Source organism: Treponema putidum, from assembly GCF_024401155.1.
Taxonomy (GTDB): Bacteria; Spirochaetota; Spirochaetia; order Treponematales; family Treponemataceae; genus Treponema_B; species Treponema_B putidum.
Map to the genome: position 1 here is coordinate 463833 of NZ_CP038804.1, position 21447 is coordinate 485279.

17 protein-coding genes are annotated in these 21447 nt (G+C 40.3%); 10 read left to right on the forward strand and 7 right to left on the reverse strand.

Features of this window, described 5'->3' with window-relative positions:
* Positions 1–37: 37 nt before the first annotated feature.
* The 5 genes from E4N74_RS02155 to E4N74_RS02175 form a co-directional block, all read right to left on the reverse strand.
* Positions 38–811 (reverse strand): TPM domain-containing protein, encoded by a 774-nt coding sequence (locus E4N74_RS02155; protein WP_255818689.1) that lies wholly within the window; start codon positions 809–811, stop codon positions 38–40.
* Positions 805–1875, reverse strand: coding sequence for a TFIIB-type zinc ribbon-containing protein (locus E4N74_RS02160; RefSeq protein WP_044978856.1), 1071 nt, complete (start codon positions 1873–1875; stop codon positions 805–807). Before E4N74_RS02160 ends, E4N74_RS02155 begins: the two co-directional genes overlap by 7 nt.
* Positions 1876–1893: 18 nt before the next feature.
* Positions 1894–3114, reverse strand: coding sequence for an SPFH domain-containing protein (locus E4N74_RS02165; protein ID WP_044978857.1), 1221 nt, complete (start codon positions 3112–3114; stop codon positions 1894–1896).
* A 219-nt stretch (positions 3115–3333) separates the two neighbouring features.
* Positions 3334–4377 (reverse strand): tRNA preQ1(34) S-adenosylmethionine ribosyltransferase-isomerase QueA, encoded by a 1044-nt coding sequence (gene queA, locus E4N74_RS02170; protein ID WP_044978858.1) that lies wholly within the window; start codon positions 4375–4377, stop codon positions 3334–3336.
* A gap of 23 nt (positions 4378–4400) precedes the next feature.
* The gene (locus E4N74_RS02175) at positions 4401–5303 is read right to left on the reverse strand and encodes an ankyrin repeat domain-containing protein (RefSeq protein ID WP_044978859.1); all 903 of its coding nucleotides are present in this window, start codon (positions 5301–5303) and stop codon (positions 4401–4403) included.
* An 88-nt stretch (positions 5304–5391) separates the two neighbouring features.
* On the opposite strand from E4N74_RS02175, the gene amrA reads away from it, so the two are divergent.
* Complete coding sequence (gene amrA / locus E4N74_RS02180) at positions 5392–6792, forward strand: AmmeMemoRadiSam system protein A (protein ID WP_255818690.1); 1401 nt, start codon at positions 5392–5394, stop codon at positions 6790–6792.
* On the opposite strand, the gene E4N74_RS02185 is transcribed toward amrA, so the two are convergent.
* Positions 6776–8398 carry an ATP-binding protein gene (locus E4N74_RS02185; RefSeq protein ID WP_044979761.1) on the reverse strand — a complete coding sequence of 541 codons (1623 nt, stop codon included), beginning with the start codon at positions 8396–8398 and terminating at the stop codon, positions 6776–6778. The two genes, amrA and E4N74_RS02185, sit on opposite strands and share 17 nt — an antisense overlap.
* 100 nt (positions 8399–8498) lie before the next feature.
* Here E4N74_RS02185 and E4N74_RS02190 point away from each other — a divergent pair, with 100 nt between their 5' ends.
* The 3 genes from E4N74_RS02190 to E4N74_RS02200 are packed head-to-tail and all read left to right on the forward strand — an operon-like array spanning position 8499 to position 11180.
* On the forward strand, positions 8499–9047 hold the full coding sequence (locus tag E4N74_RS02190) for a hypothetical protein (protein ID WP_338113378.1): 549 nt from the start codon (positions 8499–8501) through the stop codon (positions 9045–9047).
* A gap of 12 nt (positions 9048–9059) precedes the next feature.
* Positions 9060–9638 (forward strand): shikimate kinase, encoded by a 579-nt coding sequence (locus E4N74_RS02195; protein ID WP_255806019.1) that lies wholly within the window; start codon positions 9060–9062, stop codon positions 9636–9638.
* Positions 9639–9683: 45 nt separating this feature from the next.
* Entirely contained in the window at positions 9684–11180 is a 1497-nt protein-coding gene (locus E4N74_RS02200) for an NAD(P)-dependent malic enzyme (RefSeq protein WP_044978862.1), read from the forward strand.
* A gap of 120 nt (positions 11181–11300) precedes the next feature.
* Here E4N74_RS02200 and E4N74_RS02205 read toward each other — a convergent pair whose 3' ends face one another.
* Positions 11301–12479: an ATP-binding protein gene (locus E4N74_RS02205; RefSeq protein WP_255818694.1), complete on the reverse strand. Its 1179-nt coding sequence runs from the start codon at positions 12477–12479 to the stop codon at positions 11301–11303.
* Positions 12480–12831: 352 nt separating this feature from the next.
* Here E4N74_RS02205 and E4N74_RS02210 point away from each other — a divergent pair, with 352 nt between their 5' ends.
* From E4N74_RS02210 to E4N74_RS02235, 6 genes are all read left to right on the forward strand, one after another.
* Entirely contained in the window at positions 12832–15447 is a 2616-nt protein-coding gene (locus E4N74_RS02210; RefSeq protein WP_255818696.1) for an ABC transporter substrate-binding protein, read from the forward strand.
* A 155-nt stretch (positions 15448–15602) separates the two neighbouring features.
* Positions 15603–16643, forward strand: coding sequence for an ABC transporter permease (locus tag E4N74_RS02215; RefSeq protein ID WP_255818697.1), 1041 nt, complete (start codon positions 15603–15605; stop codon positions 16641–16643).
* Positions 16643–18037 carry an ABC transporter permease gene (locus E4N74_RS02220; RefSeq protein WP_255818698.1) on the forward strand — a complete coding sequence of 465 codons (1395 nt, stop codon included), beginning with the start codon at positions 16643–16645 and terminating at the stop codon, positions 18035–18037. The genes E4N74_RS02215 and E4N74_RS02220 overlap by 1 nt, the downstream gene beginning before the upstream one ends.
* A 12-nt stretch (positions 18038–18049) precedes the next feature.
* Positions 18050–19027, forward strand: coding sequence for an ABC transporter ATP-binding protein (locus E4N74_RS02225; RefSeq protein WP_255818699.1), 978 nt, complete (start codon positions 18050–18052; stop codon positions 19025–19027).
* Positions 19024–20064 (forward strand): ABC transporter ATP-binding protein, encoded by a 1041-nt coding sequence (locus E4N74_RS02230; protein ID WP_255818700.1) that lies wholly within the window; start codon positions 19024–19026, stop codon positions 20062–20064. Before E4N74_RS02225 ends, E4N74_RS02230 begins: the two co-directional genes overlap by 4 nt.
* Positions 20065–20177: 113 nt before the next feature.
* A complete protein-coding gene (locus E4N74_RS02235; RefSeq protein WP_044978868.1) occupies positions 20178–21398 on the forward strand; it encodes an FprA family A-type flavoprotein in 1221 nt (406 codons plus the stop codon).
* The last annotated feature ends 49 nt before the right edge of the window (positions 21399–21447 follow it).

Consider the following 21447-nt stretch of genomic DNA (forward strand, 5'->3'; position numbering starts at 1 on the left):
TTTACCATTACTAAATTAATTATCACATTGCAATATTTTAAAAACTTCTTCCTCCGCCTCCATGTGTTTCCCCTGAGGAAGATGTGTGAGTAGTGCTGTTGCTTCCGCTGCTGTTTCTATTCGATTCAATAACATGAGATACCGTATTGGTAGAAAGAAAGGTGTCATTGACTGTTGCAAATGAGACAAGACTGTTCTTATTGACATCATAGAACGGTGCGGCAGCAAAGTTTCCCTTGTTTTTATATTTTTTAAGCGTTCCTAAAAATTTAGAAAGAAAGACTAATATTGCAAGGCCTAAGCTCAGTAAAATCTCCAAAAGGGAAAGGCTGTTATAAAATCTTCTGCCTAGAGTATTAAGATATGACTCTATTCCGCTGAGATAATCGTTTTCTTTTAAGCCTCCGTCTATAAGAGAATCCAAAAGTCTTTCGACAGTACTGTCGGTAATAGTTTTTATTGTTTTTTCTCCATGGGTTGAAATATGGGCATGTCTTGTACCCGGAGTTCCGTCCCCTGTTATAATGAGTAAAAGACTTCCTTCTTTTTTAGAACCTTGACCATAACCATTGTAATCAAAATAATCATCGGCATAGTCTTGGGGAGTTTTTTCCCCTGCGTCGGAAACAATAACAACAACTGCATCAGAACCGCTCTTTTGGGAAACTGTTTTAAGACGTTTTTCTATTTTAGCAAAAACTTCAGGCTGTAGAACGCCCGCTTCATCTATCAAAAGTTTTTTTTCACTTTCTGAATAAACGTTTATGCAGATAAAAAACATTAATGCGTAAATAATTTTTTTTGCTACCATATAAACCTCCCGCCTAAGAGTAAGAGAGCTGCAAGAATTCCCGATATAATACCTGATACAAGGGCAAGTTTAGATTTATTTACCGGAAGCTCGCCTGTAGCTTTTCCTGTTTCTCCATTCACCGCAAAGACATAGGTTTTTCCCTTATAAAGATAGGTAAGTATCCATGAGGGGAGCAAAACATAGTTATAATTTTTTACGGTATAGGAAGTATTATCCTGTTCATCTTCAATACTTCCGCCATAATCGGTAGAGTCTTGAATAAGCCCTTTAGTATAATCTTCCGCTCTGCCTTTTATTATAGGCTCTATATCTTCCTTTTTAATATCATATTGCTCCGAAGAAAAGCCGGCAAGATAACCTTGAGAAAAATCTTTTTGGTTCTTCAAATCATAGGGACTTATTGCATTGATAAGGGTTTTGTCTATCTTTGTAAAAGCCAGCTCTTGAAACTTATCCAACTCAATCTTTCCCGTGCGGTCAATCTTATACTTATCCGTTTTTGTATATTCAGTGTTCCCGCTTCGAGTCGTAGATATTTTAAGTCCCGTAGCATGATAGTCAACGTCAGCTGTAACATCAGCCTGCCAATGAGGAAGATAAATCCCCGTCATCTTTTCTTGCGTACCGGTACTTGTAAAGTCTGCGGGTACATAGCTTTTGCCTTTTACCCAAGATGCAAAATGCTTTAAGGCCTCTTTTTTATCAATTTTAAAAGGAATAATCTTATCAGGTTTAAAGTCCCCTTTAAGCCTGTCGGACAAAACTACTGGACTGTGGCAATAGTAGCAAAAGGCCGTACTTGAAGTGTCACCCACCACAACTTCCGCACCGCAGTTGTTACAGTGATATTGTTTTATCTTTCCGTCCCCTGAACTTTCTCCGGTTTCGGAAGAAGAGTTTTCTTCATAGCCTTCCTTTTTTTCTTTTAGCCCTTCCATATATTTGGTAAGTTCTTCTTCCGTATAGCTTGAAAAACAATAGCCGCACTTAAAGCCTCCGGTTTTCGGGTCAAAACTTATAGGAGCCCCGCAGGATGGACATTTATAATTTTCAATACTCATATTTTTCCTCTTTATAAACTATAATTTTGCTCCGCATTCGGGACAGAATTTTGAACCTGCCTTTATTTCTGCACCGCATGAAGGGCAACCGCTTCCTTGAGGTTTAGGGCTTCCGCATTCGGCACAAAACTTTCCGGTGTTTTTATGGCCGCATTCGGTGCAAAACCATTCACCTGCGGCTTTACCGCCCGCACCGGCTCCTTGAGCCGCTCCTTGTGCACCTCCCTGAGCGGCCTGCTGCATTTGCATCTGCTGCATATTGGTTTGACTGGCTTGTCCCATAAAACCGCCTGCCGCATTCATGCCCATACCCATGCCCATAAAGGCCATTCCGGCTCCTGCCTGATTTGAACCTGCCGCTTCCATACCGCGGGCAATCGAGCCTTGCACATAGCCCTCTCGTACGCTAGGATCTCCGAGCATAGCTCCTTTATTGCGCATATTGATAAGTTCTTTAGATTCATCATCATAGGAAATACTTGCAATACCGACTGAAAGCACCTCCATTCCCCGCAATTCTTTCCATGAATCATCCAGAATTTGGGACATGTGTTTGCTTAAAACCGTACCCTTCGAAGGAATAAAGGAAATGCGCTCGCCTTCCATAGACATTTGGCTTATGGCAGCCTGTAAGGCTTCTAGGAATTCGCTTAAATATTGTTCGTTTATTTCATCAATGTGAACATTTTCGGCATCGCGTGGGCAGGCTTCTTTAAAAAACTTTATCGGATCGGTTATCTTAATCGAATAATTTCCGAAAGTACGCAAAAACAATTCTGCATTATAGAAATTATCAAAGTATTGCAGTGGATTGGGAGTTCCGAATTTAATGCCCTTAATCTCCTGTAAATTAACATAAAATACTTCCTGTTTCATCGGGGTGGTTCCGCCGAATTTAAAACGGCTGAAGGTTTCTTTTAAGGCATCACCGAATTGACCGCCGAAAAGGGAGGGCGAGGCCGAATTTTCTACCTTAAAATAACCGGGCTCCGCCGTATAATCTACTATTTTTCCTCCGTCTACCAACATCATAAACTGGTTTTGATCTACATGAATAATAGAACCGTTTGAAATAATGTCGCTTGAACCTTTTTTGTTTGTGTTCCTCTTATCGGTGCGGACGGCAACGCCTTTTGCAAGAACGACGCTTTCACCCATATCTCCTGCTTCAATAACCTCAAGCCACTGATCGGCTAAACCGCCGCCTACGGCTCCAACTGCTGCTGCTATAAGTCCCATAATACCTCCAATAATGAAGTTGAAAAACGCACGCTCTAAATATAGTGTTGCAGCTGCGTTTTCACACCATCATTATTACACTATATAACATTTTTCCGTATGTTACAACTTTTTTGAAGAGATTTTTTTGTTTTTTGCAAGAAATTAAGTTTCTAAAACTGCGGCTCCCGAAGATATTTATATGCCTCACTAACGGAACAGCCTCTAATAGCTTTATCCCTACAAAATCAGCATTGCGTCCCCATACGAAAAGAATTTATATTTTTCTTCGACGGCATGGCGGTAGGCTTTAAAAATATTTTCTTTTCCTGCGAGGGCGGAGACCAGCATTACGAGGCTCGACTCCGGGGTGTGAAAATTGGTAAAGAGCTTATCTATCAGCTTAAACTTATATGAGGGGTAAATAAAAATATCCGTAGACTGATTGCCCCGTTTTAATTCTTTTCTTTTTTCATCCCATGCGGATTCGAGGGTGCGCACGGTAGTCGTTCCTACGGCTATAATAGGCCTTCCTTCCTTCTTTGCTTTTTCAACGGCCTGAGCCGTTTTTTCCGAAATAAAAAAATGTTCGGTGTGCATCTTATGGTCTTCTATTTTTTCCGCCCGTACGGGAAGAAAGGTACCGAGTCCCACATGGAGGGTTACATATTCAATATCGATTCCTTTATCCCTTATTTTTGAAAGCACTTCTTGTGTAAAATGGAGGCCTGCTGTGGGAGCCGCAATCGAGCCGTAGATTTCTGCATAGACAGTCTGATAGCGATCTGCATCTTCTTGGGTGTCTTTCCTGTGAATGTAGGGAGGCAGGGGCATGTGCCCGTATTTATCCAGCCATTCATCATCGATGATTCTATTAAATTTCATACAGCGGAATTCGCTTTCGAGAGGTATCTCGGACTCGATTATTTCGGCCTCAGTTCCGTCTTCAAACAAAAAGCTTTTCCCGGGCTTTTGGCGTTTTGCTTTTTTTGCCATAACCTGCCAAAGGGTACCGTCCGAGTCCTTCATAGGATTAATCATTAAAAATTCGCAAACCGCATTTGTTTTGCTTTTTGCATAAATGCGGGCATGACGCACCTTCGAGTTATTAAAAACCATGAGGGCCTTTTTTGGCAGTAGTTCCGGCAGTTCCGTAAAGAGCCTGTCCTCAAGTTTTCCGCTTTGTTTGTCTAAAATTAAAAGCCTGTCGCCTCCTCTTTTTTCGGAGGGAGATTGAGCTATAAGCTCTTCGGGCAAGTCAAAGTTAAATTCTTTTGTAAGCATAGTTTTCCGTCACAGTAAGTGTTTTAATTTGCTTGTTCGCCGAACAAGGATAAAATTTTTTTATCTCCGAAGAGCTTTGCGTACCCGAGGGCAGACATACCTAGTCCGTCCTTGATATTGCAGTCGGCCCCGTGTTTTACAAGCATTTCCGCAATCTCGGCTTCACGGCGGCCTACGGAAAGAATCAAGGCTGTTTGTCCGTCCTTGCTTTGAATATTGGTATCGGCTTTTTTTTCGAGGAGGGCTTGTACCGCTTTAAGGTATCCGACTTGAGCCGCATCCATCAGGGCAGAGTAGTTTCTGTCTTCGGCGCAAAGATTTATTGCCGCCCCTTTTTCAAGCAGGAGTTCAAGTGTTTCAAAACATTTGTTTCTTACGGCAAGGGATAAAACCGGCGTTCCGAGGGAATCTTTTTGTGAAGGGTCAAAGCCTGCATCGATAAAAAGTTCTACGATTTCTTTTTCATTATTTTTAACCGCACGCACATAATTCGGAATAAAAAGAGAATAGCCGTTTTCTAAAAGTTTTGAGCGTGCCTGTTCTTTAAGCTGATTTTCCGTAAAGCGTTTTTTTTCTACCTCAAAATAGGCCTCAAAGGACTTAATTGTCAGCATAACAAACGAACGCAAAAAGTTTTTAGGAAGCTCAAGTTTTTCATTTTCTTCCAGCACAAGAACCGGAAGATTTAAACCGGTGGCATAGCCCGAAAAAAACATAAAGCCCAAATAGGCAGCAGGGTTTTTACTGTAAATAAAGAGAACATGTGAAATGTTTTTCATAATATGGCGCGGCGTGTTTAAATTTTCATCTTTCCATATCTCATCTTCATTGTATAAAGTTACATCACATTCATGGGATATGATTATATTTTTAATAGCCATCGCTGCATCTTTTTTCTTTTCATCATAAAAAATAGCGACATTCATAATACTGATTATATCTTCTTACAAAAAAAAAGTAAATAGAATGGATTTTATGCTGGTATAATTTTAAAAACTATATTATAATAATTCTATGAGTAAAGAGCTTTGTTCAAAAGATACTAATCTAAGGGCTGCATATATCACCCCTCATCCTCCGATAATAATTCCCGAAATAGGCAGGGGAGAGGAGAAAAAAATAGCTTCAACTTCTAAGGCTCTTAAAACCATATCGAAAGAAGTAAAGCAAATAGAACCTGAAACTATTATAATCATTACTCCACATGCAAAAATGCACCGAGGGGCAGTTACAATAAATACGGCTCCTCTTATCGAAGGAACTATGGCTCAATTCGGCTGTCCCGATTTGCGTTTTTCGGCAAAAAACGATGAGCGGATTGTAAAAGAAATAATCAAAAAATGTAAAAAGATGGGGTTTCCTTATTCGGCTGTAGATATGAATCTCGATCACGGCTCCTTTGTTCCGCTTTATTTTATAAGTTCCGAGTTTTCAAATTTTTCTCTTGTGCATATAAATTACGGAATTATGTTGAGCACAATGCTTGAAGAATTCGGGTCAATTCTTTCCGATATTATTGAAGAAAAAAAATGCAAATCGGTTTTTATTGCGAGCGGAGATCTTTCACATCGGCTTCTTTCTACAGGCCCTTACGGTTTTGCCCCTGAAGGACCCAAATTCGATAAGGAATTTGTAAGAATTATAGAAAAGGGAAGTCTTTCCGAATTTGCCGATATTCCTCCTTTGCTTACCGAAAGGGCGGGGGAGTGCGGGCTTAATTCTTTTTTAATTTTGTCGGGGCTTTTATCCTGCTATAAACATTCTCAAGAGCTGCTTTCCTACGAGGGCCCATTCGGAGTCGGATACGGTGTTGCCCGATTTAAGGTTGAATCTATAAGGCAGACGGAAGATGAGGACTTAGAGGTTGTTTTTAAAGAAAAAAAGAAATTTATATTGCCCGATTCTCAAACAAATGACCCTTATATAAATCTTGCACGAAGGAGTATTATCTACTATTTAAAGCATAATAAGTTTTTAAAGTCTAAGAATACAGAGGGCATCCAACCGGGAAAGGCCGGTGTTTTTGTATGCTTAAAGAAAAAAGGGGAGCTTCGAGGATGTATAGGTACAATACTTCCTACCAAAGGCCGCATAAGTGAAGAAATAATTAAAAATGCAGTATCGGCAGCCTTGAATGATCCACGGTTTCCGCCTGTCGCTTTATCCGAAATGAATGAAATTGTATGTTCTGTGGATATTCTTTCAAAACCGGAAGAAATAAGCTCTATTGCCGATTTGGATGTAAAGCGTTTCGGTGTAATAGTTTCATTCGGGCATCGTACCGGACTTCTTTTACCCAACCTTGAAGGTATCGATTCTGCCGGTATGCAGGTCGCCATAGCTCTTCAAAAAGGCGGAATAAGCCCCGAAGAACCTTACCGCATGTACCGCTTTGAAGTTATAAGGCATGAGTAGAAACCTCTTCAATAATCCATTCTCCGACGGTCTTTTCTTCCGGATCAAAACTGACACCGATGAGCATTATCTTTTTATTTTCAGCCCTGTATTTTTCGGCATAGTTTTTTTCTTTTATTTGCTCTAAGGCGGCTTCCGCACTCTCTTTTAGCTTAAACTCAAAAATATAAATCGTACTTTCCGTTTTTATCACTGCATCGGTTCTTCCGTTGGAAACAGGAGTTTCAAGTTCGATAAACTGTCCCAATAGAGCAAATACCAAGTATACGCAAATTTGAAAATTATGTTCCCTCAATACGATGCTTTCCCCGCTGTCTTTTTTTATGTTGTCATAGGGGAGAGCCGCCATTATAGATTTTAACCTCTGCATAAACTCTTCTATCCTGCCTGCAATTATATCCCTATAAAATTGAGCAATACAAAAGGGGCCGTCTGCATAAACTACATTACAATAGCTCGGAAAAAGATTATATAAAAAGCCGTATCTGACTTCATCATTCGGAAAGCCCAGCCTATAAAGCTGTAATAATTTATCGTAACCCTTTATTGTCAAATATCCCGCTTGGAACAATATAGGTATTTCGGAGCCCGCTCCTGCCCTATAATCCGACAAACCGGCAGAGGTCATCTCTACATTTCCGTCTAAGTTAGGGATATGGAAATCTTCTTTTTTTAACGCATTTACTAAAAAGGTGGGCGTTCCCGTTGCAAACCAATAATACTCAAATTGTTGCCCAAAAAAGACATTTAGCAAGCTAAAGGGATTGTACATTCTTTCAGTATCGGGAGAAAAGCAATAGCCGTCATATTTTTGTTTTAGGGTTTTGATGCACTCGTCATAGCTTAAGCCGTTAGCATCAGCTAGGGCTCTTATTTCAGGTTCAAAGGTCCTTAATAATTCTTTTTGGCTTATCCCGCAGATGCCAGAAAATTGAGGTAAGAGGCTTATATCATTTAAGTTGTTTAAGTCGCTAAAAATACTTACCTTGCTGAATTTGGTAACACCGGTTAAAAAGGCTAAGCGTATATATTGATCTGCTGTTTTTAAAACCGAATAAAAGGATTTTAGAGCAGCCCTGTATTCTTCATTTAAGGCTTCATTATCCATTGAATATAAAAGAGGCTTATCGTACTCGTCGATTAGCACAGTTACCTGTTTTCCCGTTTTTTCATAAGCTCTTTTTAAAGCACCTTCAAAACGTTTTGCATAATTACCCTCTTCTTTAGCGGCCCCATATTTTTTTTCTAAATCCGATAAGAATACATTAAAATTGGTATTTAAGGCTTCAATACAGTCATATTTACCGACATTAAAGTCCAAGTAAAAAACGGGATATTCCTGCCAGATTTCGCGCTTTCCCTTTTCGGCTTCTTCAAGGCTTTCTATTGCCAAGCCCTTGAAAAGTTCTTTTTGCCCTAAAAAGTAGGCTTCTAATGTCGAAAGGAAAAGGCTTTTTCCGAACCTGCGGGGGCGGCTTAAAAAATAAACTTTACTTGCATTTGCAAGACGAAAAACATATTCGGTTTTATCCGCATAGAGGAATTCTTTTTCGCGTAAATCCTTAAAACTTTGTAAGCCTATAGGCAATTTTCTGCTAAAATCCATCATAGTTATAGTCTAACATAAGGTAGGTCAATTGTCAATTATTTATATAGGGTTCAATAGGTTCCGCTTCTATTGAACCGAATGTGTTTATAAGTTATACTTGAAAAAGAAACTTGAGGTGAAAAAAATTAAAAACCGAAAATTTAAATTATTGACATATTTTTTTTGTAGTCTGTTCTTTGTTATCTTGTTGACTTTTTCTTGTAAGAGCCGCCGAATTGCCGAACCATTGGAGCCTTCTAAGCCTGAGGTAACCGAAAAGGAACCGGAAGACCCTTTTTTGGGTGTCTATGTTATGAGCTTTCCTTCATTTCGAAGCGAGACATCCCAAAGCGGAGCATCCCAAAATGAGATATCCCGTTTTGGGATTACAAGTTATTCGGTGGAATTTAAGGCCGATCAAAGTGCAAGGGTTTTGCTTTTTAAAGAAAGAAGAACGGAGCCTGAAATCTCACATGGTAAATGGCTTATAGCAAAGGACGGGATTATTATTTTGTATTTTGAACAAAGTGTCCTGAGCGAATTTTTTATAAAAAATGATGACGGTTCTCTTTCATTTTTAGACGGTCAAAGAAAGCCCTATTCGGGAGAATTGGGTAAACTTCTTATTTTGCGCAAAATTAAAATAAGCCAAGACGATCCTAAGTAAAGGAAATATTTGATGATTATATTTTTAGTTGGAATGAGCAGGGCAGGAAAAACTGAAACGGGAAAGATTTTAGCAAAAAAATTAAAAGCCTCCTTTATAGATACCGACGCTTATATGGAAGAATTTTACGGGAAAAATATAAGAGAACTTTATCAGACCTTTGGAGAAAAAATTTTCCGTTTAAAAGAATTTGAATGCTTTAACAAAATAATCGGCAAAAACGCCGTTATCTGTGATGACAAAAACGCCGTTATCTGTGGAAACAAAAACGCCGTTATAAGCACAGGCGGCGGTTCGGCTGATAATATTCTACTTATCGAAAAAATCAAATCCCATCCAAACATCGTTTTAATAGATACGCCTCCTTCCGAAATTTTTTATAGAATAAAAACGGCTGCACATAAAGAAGGCTTTTATCCTGCATTTTTAGGAGAAAATATTAAAAATGAAAAAGATGCGGAAAAACGTTTTTTTTCAATATATGAAAGGCGTATAAAAATCTACAAGGCCCTATCTTCATTTTCAGTAAACCCGAAGGGGCTCTCGCCCGAAAAAACGGCAGATAAAATCATTTCATCTTTAGTTAAATAAAATTTAAGGCTTGATAAAATCCTGTTCTTATGTTATCATTATTCTATGAAAAGAATCGATAAGGAGTTGAACTCCATTACTGAATTATTCCCGTCCGATTTTACGGATGATGAAAAGGCTCTCGCGAAAACGCATTTTTTAAAAAAACTGTCGGTTTTAACCCACAGTTTTTACGGCGGAAAGCTCCAGACTGTCCCCAAATGTGGTTTGTACGGTTTTAATTGGTTTAACGTTTGGTATACGCCCGGCGTTTCGGCAATTTCTACCTCAATTCGCGATGATAATGAAACATCCTTTGCTCTTTCCAACAAAGGTAATTTGGTTGCGGTTGTAAGCGACTCTACACGGGTCTTGGGCGACGGCGACTGCACTCCTCCCGGAGGACTGGGTGTTATGGAAGGCAAATGTATGCTTATGAAGTATTTAGGCGGCGTTGACTCTTATCCTCTATGTATTGATTCAATTGTACGCGTAGATGAAGAAAGCCGCAGAAGCGTCAAAGCAGGCAAACACGATCCCGACAAGATAATCGATTTTGTCAGAATGCTCGAGCCCTCGGTAGGAGCCGTAAACCTTGAAGACATTCAGCAGCCTGACTGCTTTAAGGTTTTGGATACCTTGAGAGAGGTCTGCGAAATCCCCGTCTGGCATGATGATGCTCAAGGCACCGCCTGTATAACCCTTGCGGGTCTTTTGAACGCCATAAAACTTGCCGGTAAAAAGATGGAAGACTGCAAGATTGTACTTTTGGGAGCAGGAGCATCAAACACGACAATAGCCCGTCTTATCTTGGCTGACGGCGGTAAGCCTGAAAATATGATTATCTGCGACTCAAGGGGAGCATTGCATTCCGGCAGAAAAGACATAGAAGAGGATAAACGCTATTACCGCAAGTGGGAGCTCTGTTTACAGACCAACCCCCAAAAGATACAGACCTTTGATGAGGCAATGAAGGGTGCCGACGTTTTAATCGCTCTTTCTACACCCGGGCCCAACACCGTAACAAAGGAACAGGTAGCCTCGATGAATAAAAAAGCTATCGTCTTTACATGTGCAAACCCCATCCCTGAAATCTGGCCCCACGAAGCTAAGGCCGCTGGCGCCTTTATCGTCGGAACGGGACGAGGAGACTTCCCGAACCAGATTAACAACTCCGTATGTTTCCCCGGTATTCTAAAGGGAGCTCTTTTGGTAAGAGCTAAAAAGATTTCAGACGGAATGGCTATCCGATGTTCTCACTCGATTGCCGACTACTCCGAGAAAAAGGGCATAAATCCCGACAATATCATAGTTACAATGCAGGATGAAGACGTATTCGCTGTTGAAGCTGCCGATGTTGCAATGCAGGCAATTAAGGAAGGTCTGGCCCGTGTAACCATGACATGGGATGAAGCCTACGAGAGGGCAAAAAAAGATATCGAAGAAAGCCGCTCCTTGACTAAGATGTTGATGGAAAAGAACTTCATCAAAGAGCCTCCTCAGGAGTTCTATGAAAAGGCCTTAGAATATGCTGTCGAGCAAATTAAAAAGAACAGAAAATAAATCTTTCTAAAAATCTTTTTGGATTTTTAGAAGTACTTTGTACAAGACCGGCCGGCTCTTAAAAAGAATCGGCCGGTTTTTTATTGAAAACCGGTTTTTTATTGAAAACCGGTTTTTTAGTTACCAATCTTTCCACGAGATATAAGCCCCGTGCTCATCGGTTGCCGGAAAAGAAATGTTTCCTGCATAAACTACATTTGAGTTTTTTATTTCGGTACCGCTGATGGAGCAAAATTTTTTTATAGAAGAAAAGAATTTTTCGTTCATCGTGGCGGAGGATTTTATTTCATATATTTTAAGAAGAGGCCTTCCTTTTGACAGTGTTTCTATTATTAAGTCGATTTCAAGACCGTTGGAATTACGCCAATAAAAAGATTCGGGTTCCCTTCCCTCAAAAAATTCGTTTTTGTAATAAGTGCTTATTATGAGGTTTTCAAAAATTCCTCCCCTTAAATAGTGTGTGCTTACTTGTTCAGGGTTTTCTATTCCCAATAGGGAACAAACCAAGCCCGTATCATAAAAATAAAGTTTAGGAGATTTAATGAGCCTTTTTCCGTAATTTTTTGAATATGGCTTTAAGAAAAAAATAAGCCCGCTTGTTTCAAGAACTGAAAGCCAAGAACGAGCCGTTATTACCGAAAGTCCCGCCTCATTTGAAAGCTCTGTAAGATTCAGTATTTGTCCGGTTCTACCTGCACACAGGCGGATAAATTTATGAAAAGAAGATAAATCGTTTATGTTTTTTAAATCCCGTAAATCCCGCTCAATGTAGGTTTTGATATAAGAGCGGTAAAAATCTTGGGGCAAAGGTTTTTGGTCATAAATACGCGGATAAAAACCGGTAAATAAACATTCGTCGATATTTTCAATTAAAAGATTACTCTCTTTTAACTCCCGTATCGAAAAGGTTGAAAGGTTTAAAACGGCACATCTTCCTGCCAGAGTTTGGGATATTGACTGCATAAGTAAAAAGTTTTGCGATCCTGAGAGGATATAAATGCCGGTTTTACTGAGAGAATCGGTATGGGCTTGAATATACGAAAATAAATCGGGAACACGCTGCACCTCATCGAAAATAGCCTTTTCGGGGTAAAGGCTTAAAAAATATCGAGGGTCTTTTTGGGCAGCCTGCCTTATATCCAAGTCTTCAAGAGAAACATACTTCCAGTCAGGGAAAAGGTATTTTAAAAGAGTCGATTTTCCGCATTGCCGGCAGCCCGTTAATGCAACTATCGGAAAAGAAGAGACTAACTGCTTTAATTTTTTTATAATATGCCTTTGGACAAGTCTTTTTTTCATAAAAAACCTTTTTTTTCAATTTATGCTGTAAAAACCATGTAAATCGTATAGTCTATTATATGATTTGCATAGCTTTTTGTCAAGGTTTTTTATTTTATATAACAATATATAAAATAAAAAGTTTATTAAAATATTTTCAAGGTTTCGGAAAGAAGTTTTTCAAATTCGTTTATAAGTTCATTATGCATAACTCTGCAAGTTTTTCCTGTATAATGTGCTTTTATTTTCTAATTTTTCTCAAATTACTAATAAAATTTTTAAAATAAAATAAAAAAAATATTTGACAAATATTCATATCTGTGCTTTAATATATGCAGTGTTTTAAACACATAAAAACAACAGGAGGAATTTAATGAAGAATTTTGTTAAGTTTTTAGCATGTATGCTTGCAGTGGCTTTGGTATTTACTGCATGCGGAGGCGGCGCCGGAACTGCCGCAGGAGGCAAAAGCCCTGTAAAGAACGGTACCTATGTAGATAAGGTTATCTACTCCGTAAGTACGGATCAGACGGTTGCCTTAAAAGATGTTATTGAGGGAAAAGCCGATCTTATGTTTACCTCTGTTCCGTCGGTACTTTTGTCGGGTTTGAGCGATGAAGACAGAGACAAGATAGATGTTTATCCTGTTCCTACAGGTTATTGGTCTCTTCTATTTAACCCTATTCCTAACAAGGCTCCCTATGTTTGGAAGACGGAAGCCGGAGAGGAAATGTTTAACCCCGTTGCAATCAAAGAAGTCCGCTATGCCTTTAACTGGTTAATCAACCGAAAGAAATTGGTAGATGAACTTCTTTTGGGTGAAGGTTCTCCTATGTACACACCCTGTACTGTAGGTCTTCCCGGAGCATACCGCTATAATATCTTGGCTTCCAAATTCGGAATCACCGAAACGGGAGATGAGCAAAAAGCTATCAGCATGATTGAAGACGCTATGCAAAAGGCTTCTCAACTTGCTGAAAACAAGGGAAAACTTGTAAAAGAGAACGGAAAATGGATGTACAAGGGCAAGCCCGTTACAATCAAGTCTATAATGCGTGTTGACGATCCTACAGGCCGTCTTCCTGCAGCCCGTTATATTCATGCTCAGATCGAAAAAGCCGGTCTTACGGTTGAAGGTTTTGAGAGAGATAGAAAAACAGCCGGAAGTCTTGTTTACGGCGGAAACCCTGCCAATTATGATTGGACGATGTACCTTGAAGGCTGGGGTTCAGGCGGTTTCTACGTAACATGGGAAACTCCTCTTTGTCAGATGTACAGCCCCTTCTACGGCTACATGCCCGGAGGCGGAGAGGCCGAATTCTGGAATTATTCAAACGAAAAGCTCGATGTTTTAGGAAAAAAGGCAGCATACGGCCAGTATTTGACAGCAGAAGAATTCTTTAGCGAGACCACCGATATGTGTGCATTGGGAATGGAAGAGGCTATCCGTGTTTATGTTGTTTCTCAAAACGATTTATATGTAGCCAATAAGGGAAGATTTAATTCCCGTCTTTTCTATGGAACCTCTGACGGCTTTAACGGCTGGACCGTAAGATGTGCCGATGTTAAGCCCGATGCTGACGGCCCCTATAAGGGAAAGAGAGTTTTACGCGTATTGCAGTTCTCGGCTCAAGGCTCCCTATTTATGTCTGAATGGGATCCTATAGGCGGACAAGGCTTTAGCGATACCTATAGTTCTGCATTTACAAATACAGTTACCGATAGAGCTTCCTTTGATAACCCTGCTATAGGACGATCCGAATTTGCTATGTCAACGGTTGATGTTGCAAATGCAAAATTCTCTCCTAAATTTGTAGCCACAGGTAATAAGACGGAAGAAGGCGATGATGAACTTGTAATGGGCGGTGATATTCCTGTTCCTGCAGAGGCCGTTATGTATGATACGGCTTCAAAAAAATGGGTTCCTGCCGAGGCCGGTCAAAGTGTTGCAACTGTTGCAACCGGTAAGCTTGTAGACGGTTATTACTGGCATCACGGCGAACCTGTAGACCTTAACGATGTCCGCTATGCTTTTGCTTTTGCTTATGAGTGGGCTATAAAGGACGGAGAGGGAGACCTCTACTATGATGCTCCTTTAAGCAGTGTTACCCTTCCAAGTCTTAAAACCACAAAAGGTATAGTATTTAATAAGGACGGTTCTATCACTACATACAGTAACTACTTCCATGCTCCTATCCCAAGAGACACAGCCATAAGTGTAGGCGGTTTAAGCGTAAAGGCTGCTAACCCCGGACGACGAACAAACGTACCTTGGGAAATTTATGAAGCCTTGGCAGAAATCGTAGTACACGGCTCAAAGAGCGGAACGGTTTATAACTTTGCTAAAGACGGCGGAGAGCGCGGTGTAGAAGCAAACGTTAAAAACCCCGATTGTCTTGCAGACCTCAAGGCTAAATTGGAAGAATTTGTTGCTTCAAAGCATATTCCTGATCCGTTAAAAGGCTTTATAAATGCAGATTATGCCGTTAAAAGATACAAGGCTTCTATAGCCTTTATCGAAAAATACGGAAATGCTTATATTACAACAGGTCCCTTAATGTTCGAAAAAATCGATCCTATTACAAGTTCCGTCGTATTGGCTAACTTCGATAAGTATCCTTATAAGAGCGACTACTTCCCGAATATGTTTAGAACGGACCTTACCGAGATTCAGTATGTCAAGGCTCCTGTAGCTCCTTCAGCAGACAAGGATGCCGTATTTGAGGTAACCGTTTCCAAGTATTCTTATCCTGAGGTTGAAAGAGTTCCTCTCGATAAGGGAAAGGTTGAAGGACGTCTCCAGCTTCCTTCAGGCGGAGAGAAAGCTTATACCGCTAAATCAATCGGCGACGGAAAATTCACAATTACCGTACCTGCATCAGACTTAGCCGGACTTGAAAAAGGTGTAGAATACATAATGGTTGTATTAACCTCAATTTCCGATGAGCCTCCTTCAGCAAATTCGGTAAGTTTTACAATACTTAAATAAAACTTAAGATTGTATTTTAATCAAGATGCCTTGAAGCAGGGTATTTCTAAAAGTATAACAATGTTTTTAGAGATGCCCAAAGGCTTTGAGGCATTTTGAGCTTTTTTAGCAGTAATGTGCCTTGAGCTCAAGCCTAAATTTTGTAGGAGACTTTTATGTACAAGTGGTATGCACTTAAACGTATTTTACGCGGTGTGGTAATATATTCCATTCTTATTTTTATCTTTTCTTTTTTGTTTAATCAAATAAATGAAAAGGTTCAGCGCAGCCAAATAATGGAAATGGTACGCGCTGAAGCAAAGGGTCTAAAAAATATGACTGCCGAACAGATAATGGCATGGCGTAAAGATCAAGAATTGACCCTTATCAGACAATATAAATTAGACAGGCCCTTAGTTGAGCGTGTTTTACATAACGCAAAGAGGGTTCTAACATTTGATTTCGGTAAATCGACGACGATAAAATCCTTAACGGGTTCTCAAGAGGTTATCAAAATATTGGGAGAGGCAATTCCCAGAACCCTCTTGCTTTTTACAACAGCCTTTGTGATTAATACGCTGATTGGTTTAGCCCTGGGCTTAAAGAAGGCTCAAAAGCCGGGAAGCCGGCAGGATAAGACAACAAGTTTGATTACTCTTATCATTTACGGTATGCCCAGCTGGTGGTTAGCCATGCTTTTAATATTTGTGTTTGTTTATAAAATTCCCCTTTTTCCGTCGGGAGGTGTAAACTCTGTCCCTGTACCGGAAGGTATATGGTTTGTATTTGATAGACTGCAGCATCTTGCTCTTCCGATTCTTACCTTGGTTTTATTAGGTTTTTGGAGTACGGCTTACATTATCCGAAACCTTGTTTTGGGTACCTTGCAGGAAGATTTTATAATGAGTGCAAGGGCTCGCGGTATCCCCGAAAAGAAGGTTCTCCACGGCCACACTTTAAGGACATCGGCTCCTCCATTGGTAACGATGATTTTGCTCTCCTTTTTGGCCTCAATGTCGGGAAGTATCATATTTGAGGGTATTTTTTCGTGGCCCGGTTTAGGTCAGCTTTATTGGATTGCCGTTCAGCAAAACGATATTCCTGTCTTAATGGGCGATTTGGCTATTACAACAGGTCTTTATCAAGCAGGTCTTATAATCCTTGATCTGGTTTACGGTTTCTTAGACCCGCGTATAAAAGTCGGAGGCAAGGAATAATGGAAAATTTTGTTGATAGATTTAAAGAATTTTGGAATGATTTTAAAAAAGAAAAAATAGGCATAGTTGCCATAGTTCTTTTAGGTTTACTTGTGCTTTTAATTATACTTGAGCCTATTGTCTTGCCCTTTAAGGGAACAAATGATAATTGGCATAATATTTCTTATTGGGAAGATAACCCTGCTTCCGCTCCTCCCGTATGGTCGGAATTATTTAGCTCAAAAAAATCGGCTAGGACGGTTCGGTTTACCGAGCCCGAGATTACGGAAGAAGAATCGGAGCATTTCGGTAAGGCTAAGGTTTATAATTTTAAGTATAACTATAATTATGATAAAAATCCCAACAACATTATTTTTAGAGCCGAACTTACGGGCAATGTAATAATGAGTATGGATGTTATCCGGCCTGACGGAAAGCGTATAGAGCTCGGTGTTTTTCAAAAAGGAAATTTAAAAGATTATCACAGCCGTTTTACGGTTTTAACCGATGCAAAATCCACAATGCAGCAATTTACGGCTGCTTACGGTGCTTCTGCTACATCGGGAAATGCAAATCCTGTTCAGTTATTGTTCTCTGAAGTTTCAAAGACCATGTACAGGGATAAAAAGCCTTTAAAGGGTGAATATGTTTTTAAATTTGTTATACCTAAAGATGTTGCATCCAACTCTGCCAATAAGATTGAAAATCCTCGGCTTATAATTCCGGGAGCGGTTTCGGGTCTTTTGGGTACCGACCTAAACAAGAGAGATTTATTTTCCGGCGTTATGGCCGGTTTAAAATGGGCTCTTTTAATAGGTCTTGTTGCAAGTATTATTTCCGTTTTGGTCGGCGTTATGTACGGAATTATAAGTGCCTACTTCGGCGGAACGGTTGATACGATTATGATGTTTATCTTTGAAATAGTCGTGTCCGTTCCTATTATTCCTATATTGATTGTAGCGGCCGCAGTTTTTAAACCGAGTATATGGATGATAATCCTTGCCCTTATTATTTTCGGCTGGACAGGCTCGGTAAAGACCGTCCGCTCAATGGCCTTACAAATAAAGGAAGAAACCTATATTGAAGCCGCAAAGGCCCTCGGTGCCGGAAAATGGAGAATCATTCTAAAACATATCGCTCCTCTTCTTTTGCCGTATTCTTTTGCTATTATGGCAAGTTCGGTTCCGGGAGCTATTATTTTTGAATCCTCTCTTTCGCTTTTAGGTTTGGGAGATCCTTCTATTGTAACTTGGGGACAAATTCTCCATGATGCACAAAGCTCCGGCGCAACCTTAAACGGCTTATGGTGGTGGATTATTCCCCCCGGTCTTTTTATAGCCCTTTTGGGTATGATATTTGCATTCCTAGGTTTTGCAATGGATAAGATTCTGCATCCTAAACTCAGGACAAGGTAAGGAGGTTTTAATATGGAAAATAAAGAAGTAGTTCTTGATGTAAAAAACTTGAGATTGTACTATCACACCTCCGCAGGTATTGTAAAAGCCTTGGATGATGTGAGTTTTACTCTTCATGCCGGCGAAACGCTGGGTCTTGTAGGAGAATCCGGCTGCGGTAAGACGACTACAGGTATGGCTCTGCTTAAAATGCCCTCTCCTCCGGGTAGAGTAGAGGAGAATTCTCAGATTATAATCAATAGAAGGGACATTGTTCCCCTCTCCGATTCAGAGATAAGAAAAAATGTGCGCTGGCAGGAAATTTCGATGGTCTTCCAAGGAGCTATGAACAGTTTAACTCCGGTTTACACAATCGGAAAACAGATGCTTGAAACCCTGAGAGAACACAAAGAAATGAGCGATAAAGAAGCTCAAGACCTAATGGAAGAGTATCTGGGCTATGTCGGACTTCCGCCCGAAGTTTTAAACCGCTATCCCCACGAGCTTTCCGGAGGAATGAAGCAGAGGGTTGTTATAGCAAGCGGTTTATTTTTAAAGCCTAAACTGGTTATCTTGGATGAACCTACCACTGCCCTCGATGTTATTGTTCAAGCTCAGATTATAAACCTCTTAAAGGAACTAAAACAGAAATTTAAGCTTTCCTTTATATTTATTACTCACGATCTGTCGCTTGAAGCCGAGATTTCGGATAGGATTTGTGTTATGTATGCGGGAAAAATTGCCGAGCTCGGAACCAATGAGCAGATATACGGTAAGGAGCCCCTGCACCCATATACCCAAAAACTTTTACAGGCAACACCTCTTTTAAGAAAGAGGGTGAGCGAGCTTTCCTATATTCCGGGAACGCCGCCCGACCTTATTTCTCCGCCCAAGGGCTGCCGCTTTAATCCGAGGTGTCATTGTACGATGGATAAGTGCTTCGAAGTTGAACCTCCTCTTATTGAGGTTGAACCGGGACATCAAGTAGCATGCTGGAGGTGTGTAAAATGAGCGATAACGAAAAAAAGATAGATCCTAATGACCATGTTCTTGAACTCATTAATATAAAAAAATATTTTGAACCCCATCAAGGTTTAGTCCAAAGCCTTTCAAAAGGTATAGCCAAAAAGATAAAGGCTGTAGATGATGTTACCTTGCGTCTGAGGAGGGGAGAAATCTTCGGCCTCATAGGGGAGTCGGGTTCAGGTAAAACTACGATAGGAAAGATAGCTATGAAGCTTCATAGCCCTACCGAGGGAACAATCCTATATAATGGAGAAGATGTTACAAACAGCGATAAGGAAAAGACTGCCTTTTACCGCCGCCGTGTTCAGATGATTTTCCAAGACCCTTATGCTTCAATGAATCCCCGTTTTAAAATTCGGGATGTAATGGAAGAACCTCTTCTTATTCATAAGATTAAGGGAACAAGGGCAGAAAATGATGAAAAAATCATCAAGGCTATTTCGGAGGTAAAGCTAAATCCGCCTGAGGAATTTATGACAAGACATCCTCACATGCTTTCGGGCGGCCAAAGGCAGCGTATAGCTACGGCGAGAACCCTTATCCTAAATCCTGAAGTTATAGTTGCAGATGAGCCTGTTTCGATGATTGACCTTTCAACCCGTGCTGAAATTCTTCACATGATGAGGGAGGTTCAAAGGAAACTAGGGCTTACCTATCTGTATATTACCCACGACCTTTCAACTGCAAGGTATTTTACCGACCGAATAGCGGTTATGTATCTCGGCCGCATCGTAGAGATGGGGGATGCCGATGATGTTATAGATAATCCCATGCATCCTTATACTCAAGCCTTAATTGAAGCTGTTCCCGAACCTAAATCGGGAATGCTTAACGTAATAAAAAAACTCCCTATTTCGGGCGAAATCCCTTCGCCTGCAAATATTCCGCAAGGGTGCCGCTTTCACCCGCGATGTCCCTATGCGGATGAGTCATGTTCATCTATGGAAGAACCTTCGTTGACGGACATAGGAAAGGGACACTTTCATGCCTGCCGAAAGGCCGAAGAGATTAAGAAAGGGTAAAATGAGGTTTAAAAACCGCTTTCGTTCTCTTGAGCAAATGCGTTTCTTATGATAATATTCAAGCTGCGGGTTACTGTAACCCGCAGCTTTTATTTTATGGAGGTATCGATTTTATGGAAGCAAAAAAACTTACGGAAAGCGTTCATTGTATTCATGCAGATATACATGACAGAACAGCCCGCTTTGAAGGCATATGGTTATTGCCCCACGGCGTTTCGATAAATTCTTATGTTGTAAAGGGAGAAAAAACAGCCCTTATCGATATAGTAAAAGATTGGGACGGATCGGTAAATTCTTACCGAAAACAGCTGGAGTCCATAGGCCTTTCATTCTCTTCTTTTGATTATGTAATTTTAAACCACCTTGAACCGGATCATGCAGACCTTATAAACCTTGTGCGGGAAGAAAACCCAAGAGCCGAGATATTGGCTTCTTCAAAAGGGGCAGCCCTTGTTAAAAACTTTTTTAAAATAAACGAGGGGGTAAGGGCTGTAAAAGACGGAGAAGTTTTGGACTTAGGCGGAGGCAAAAAACTCATTTTTTATGAAACACCGAATATCCACTGGCCCGAAACCATGATGACCTATGACCCTGACGATAAAATTTTATTTTCTTGTGATGCCTTCGGTTCTTACGGCTGTATAGGCGAAAAAATCTTCGACGACCAGCATACCGAAGATGAGCTTAAATTTTTTGAAAATGAGGCTTTAAGGTACTATTCAAACATTGTTGCAAGTTTCAGCTCCTTTGTAAATAAAGGAATCGAAAAACTTGCCTCCCTTGATCTTAAATTTATTTGTCCGAGTCACGGTCTGGTTTGGAAGGGATCTCCATCACGTATCGTAAGCCTTTATAAAAAATTTGCGGGTTATAACACGGGCGGAGAGTTGGAAAAAAACATCTGTGTTATATGGGGTTCAATGTACGGCTACACTAAGGCCGGCCTTGATGCGGTTATTGAAGGCATAAATGAAGAAGGAGTATCTTATTCTATCTACAGAATTCCCGACACGGACGCAACCTTTATTTTAGGCGAAGCTTACCGTTCTGCAGGCCTTTTATTGGCAATGCCTACTTACGAGTATAAAATGTTCCCGCCTATGGCTCATGTCCTTGACATGTTTGAACGAAAGCACTTTACAGGCAAAAAGGTATTGCGCATAGGAAACTGGGGCTGGGTAGGCGGCGCCAAAAAAGAATACGAAGAAAAAATAGAAAAATTTAAGTGGACCAATATTGAATCCCATGAATGGCAGGGTAAGCTCAGCGATGAGGATAAACGGATATTAAAAGAAAGAGGTAAGGAATTGGCAAGAGCTGTAAAGAACGGATAAAAGCCTTTGATAAAAAATATTTGACAAATACTTAATACTGTGCTTTAAT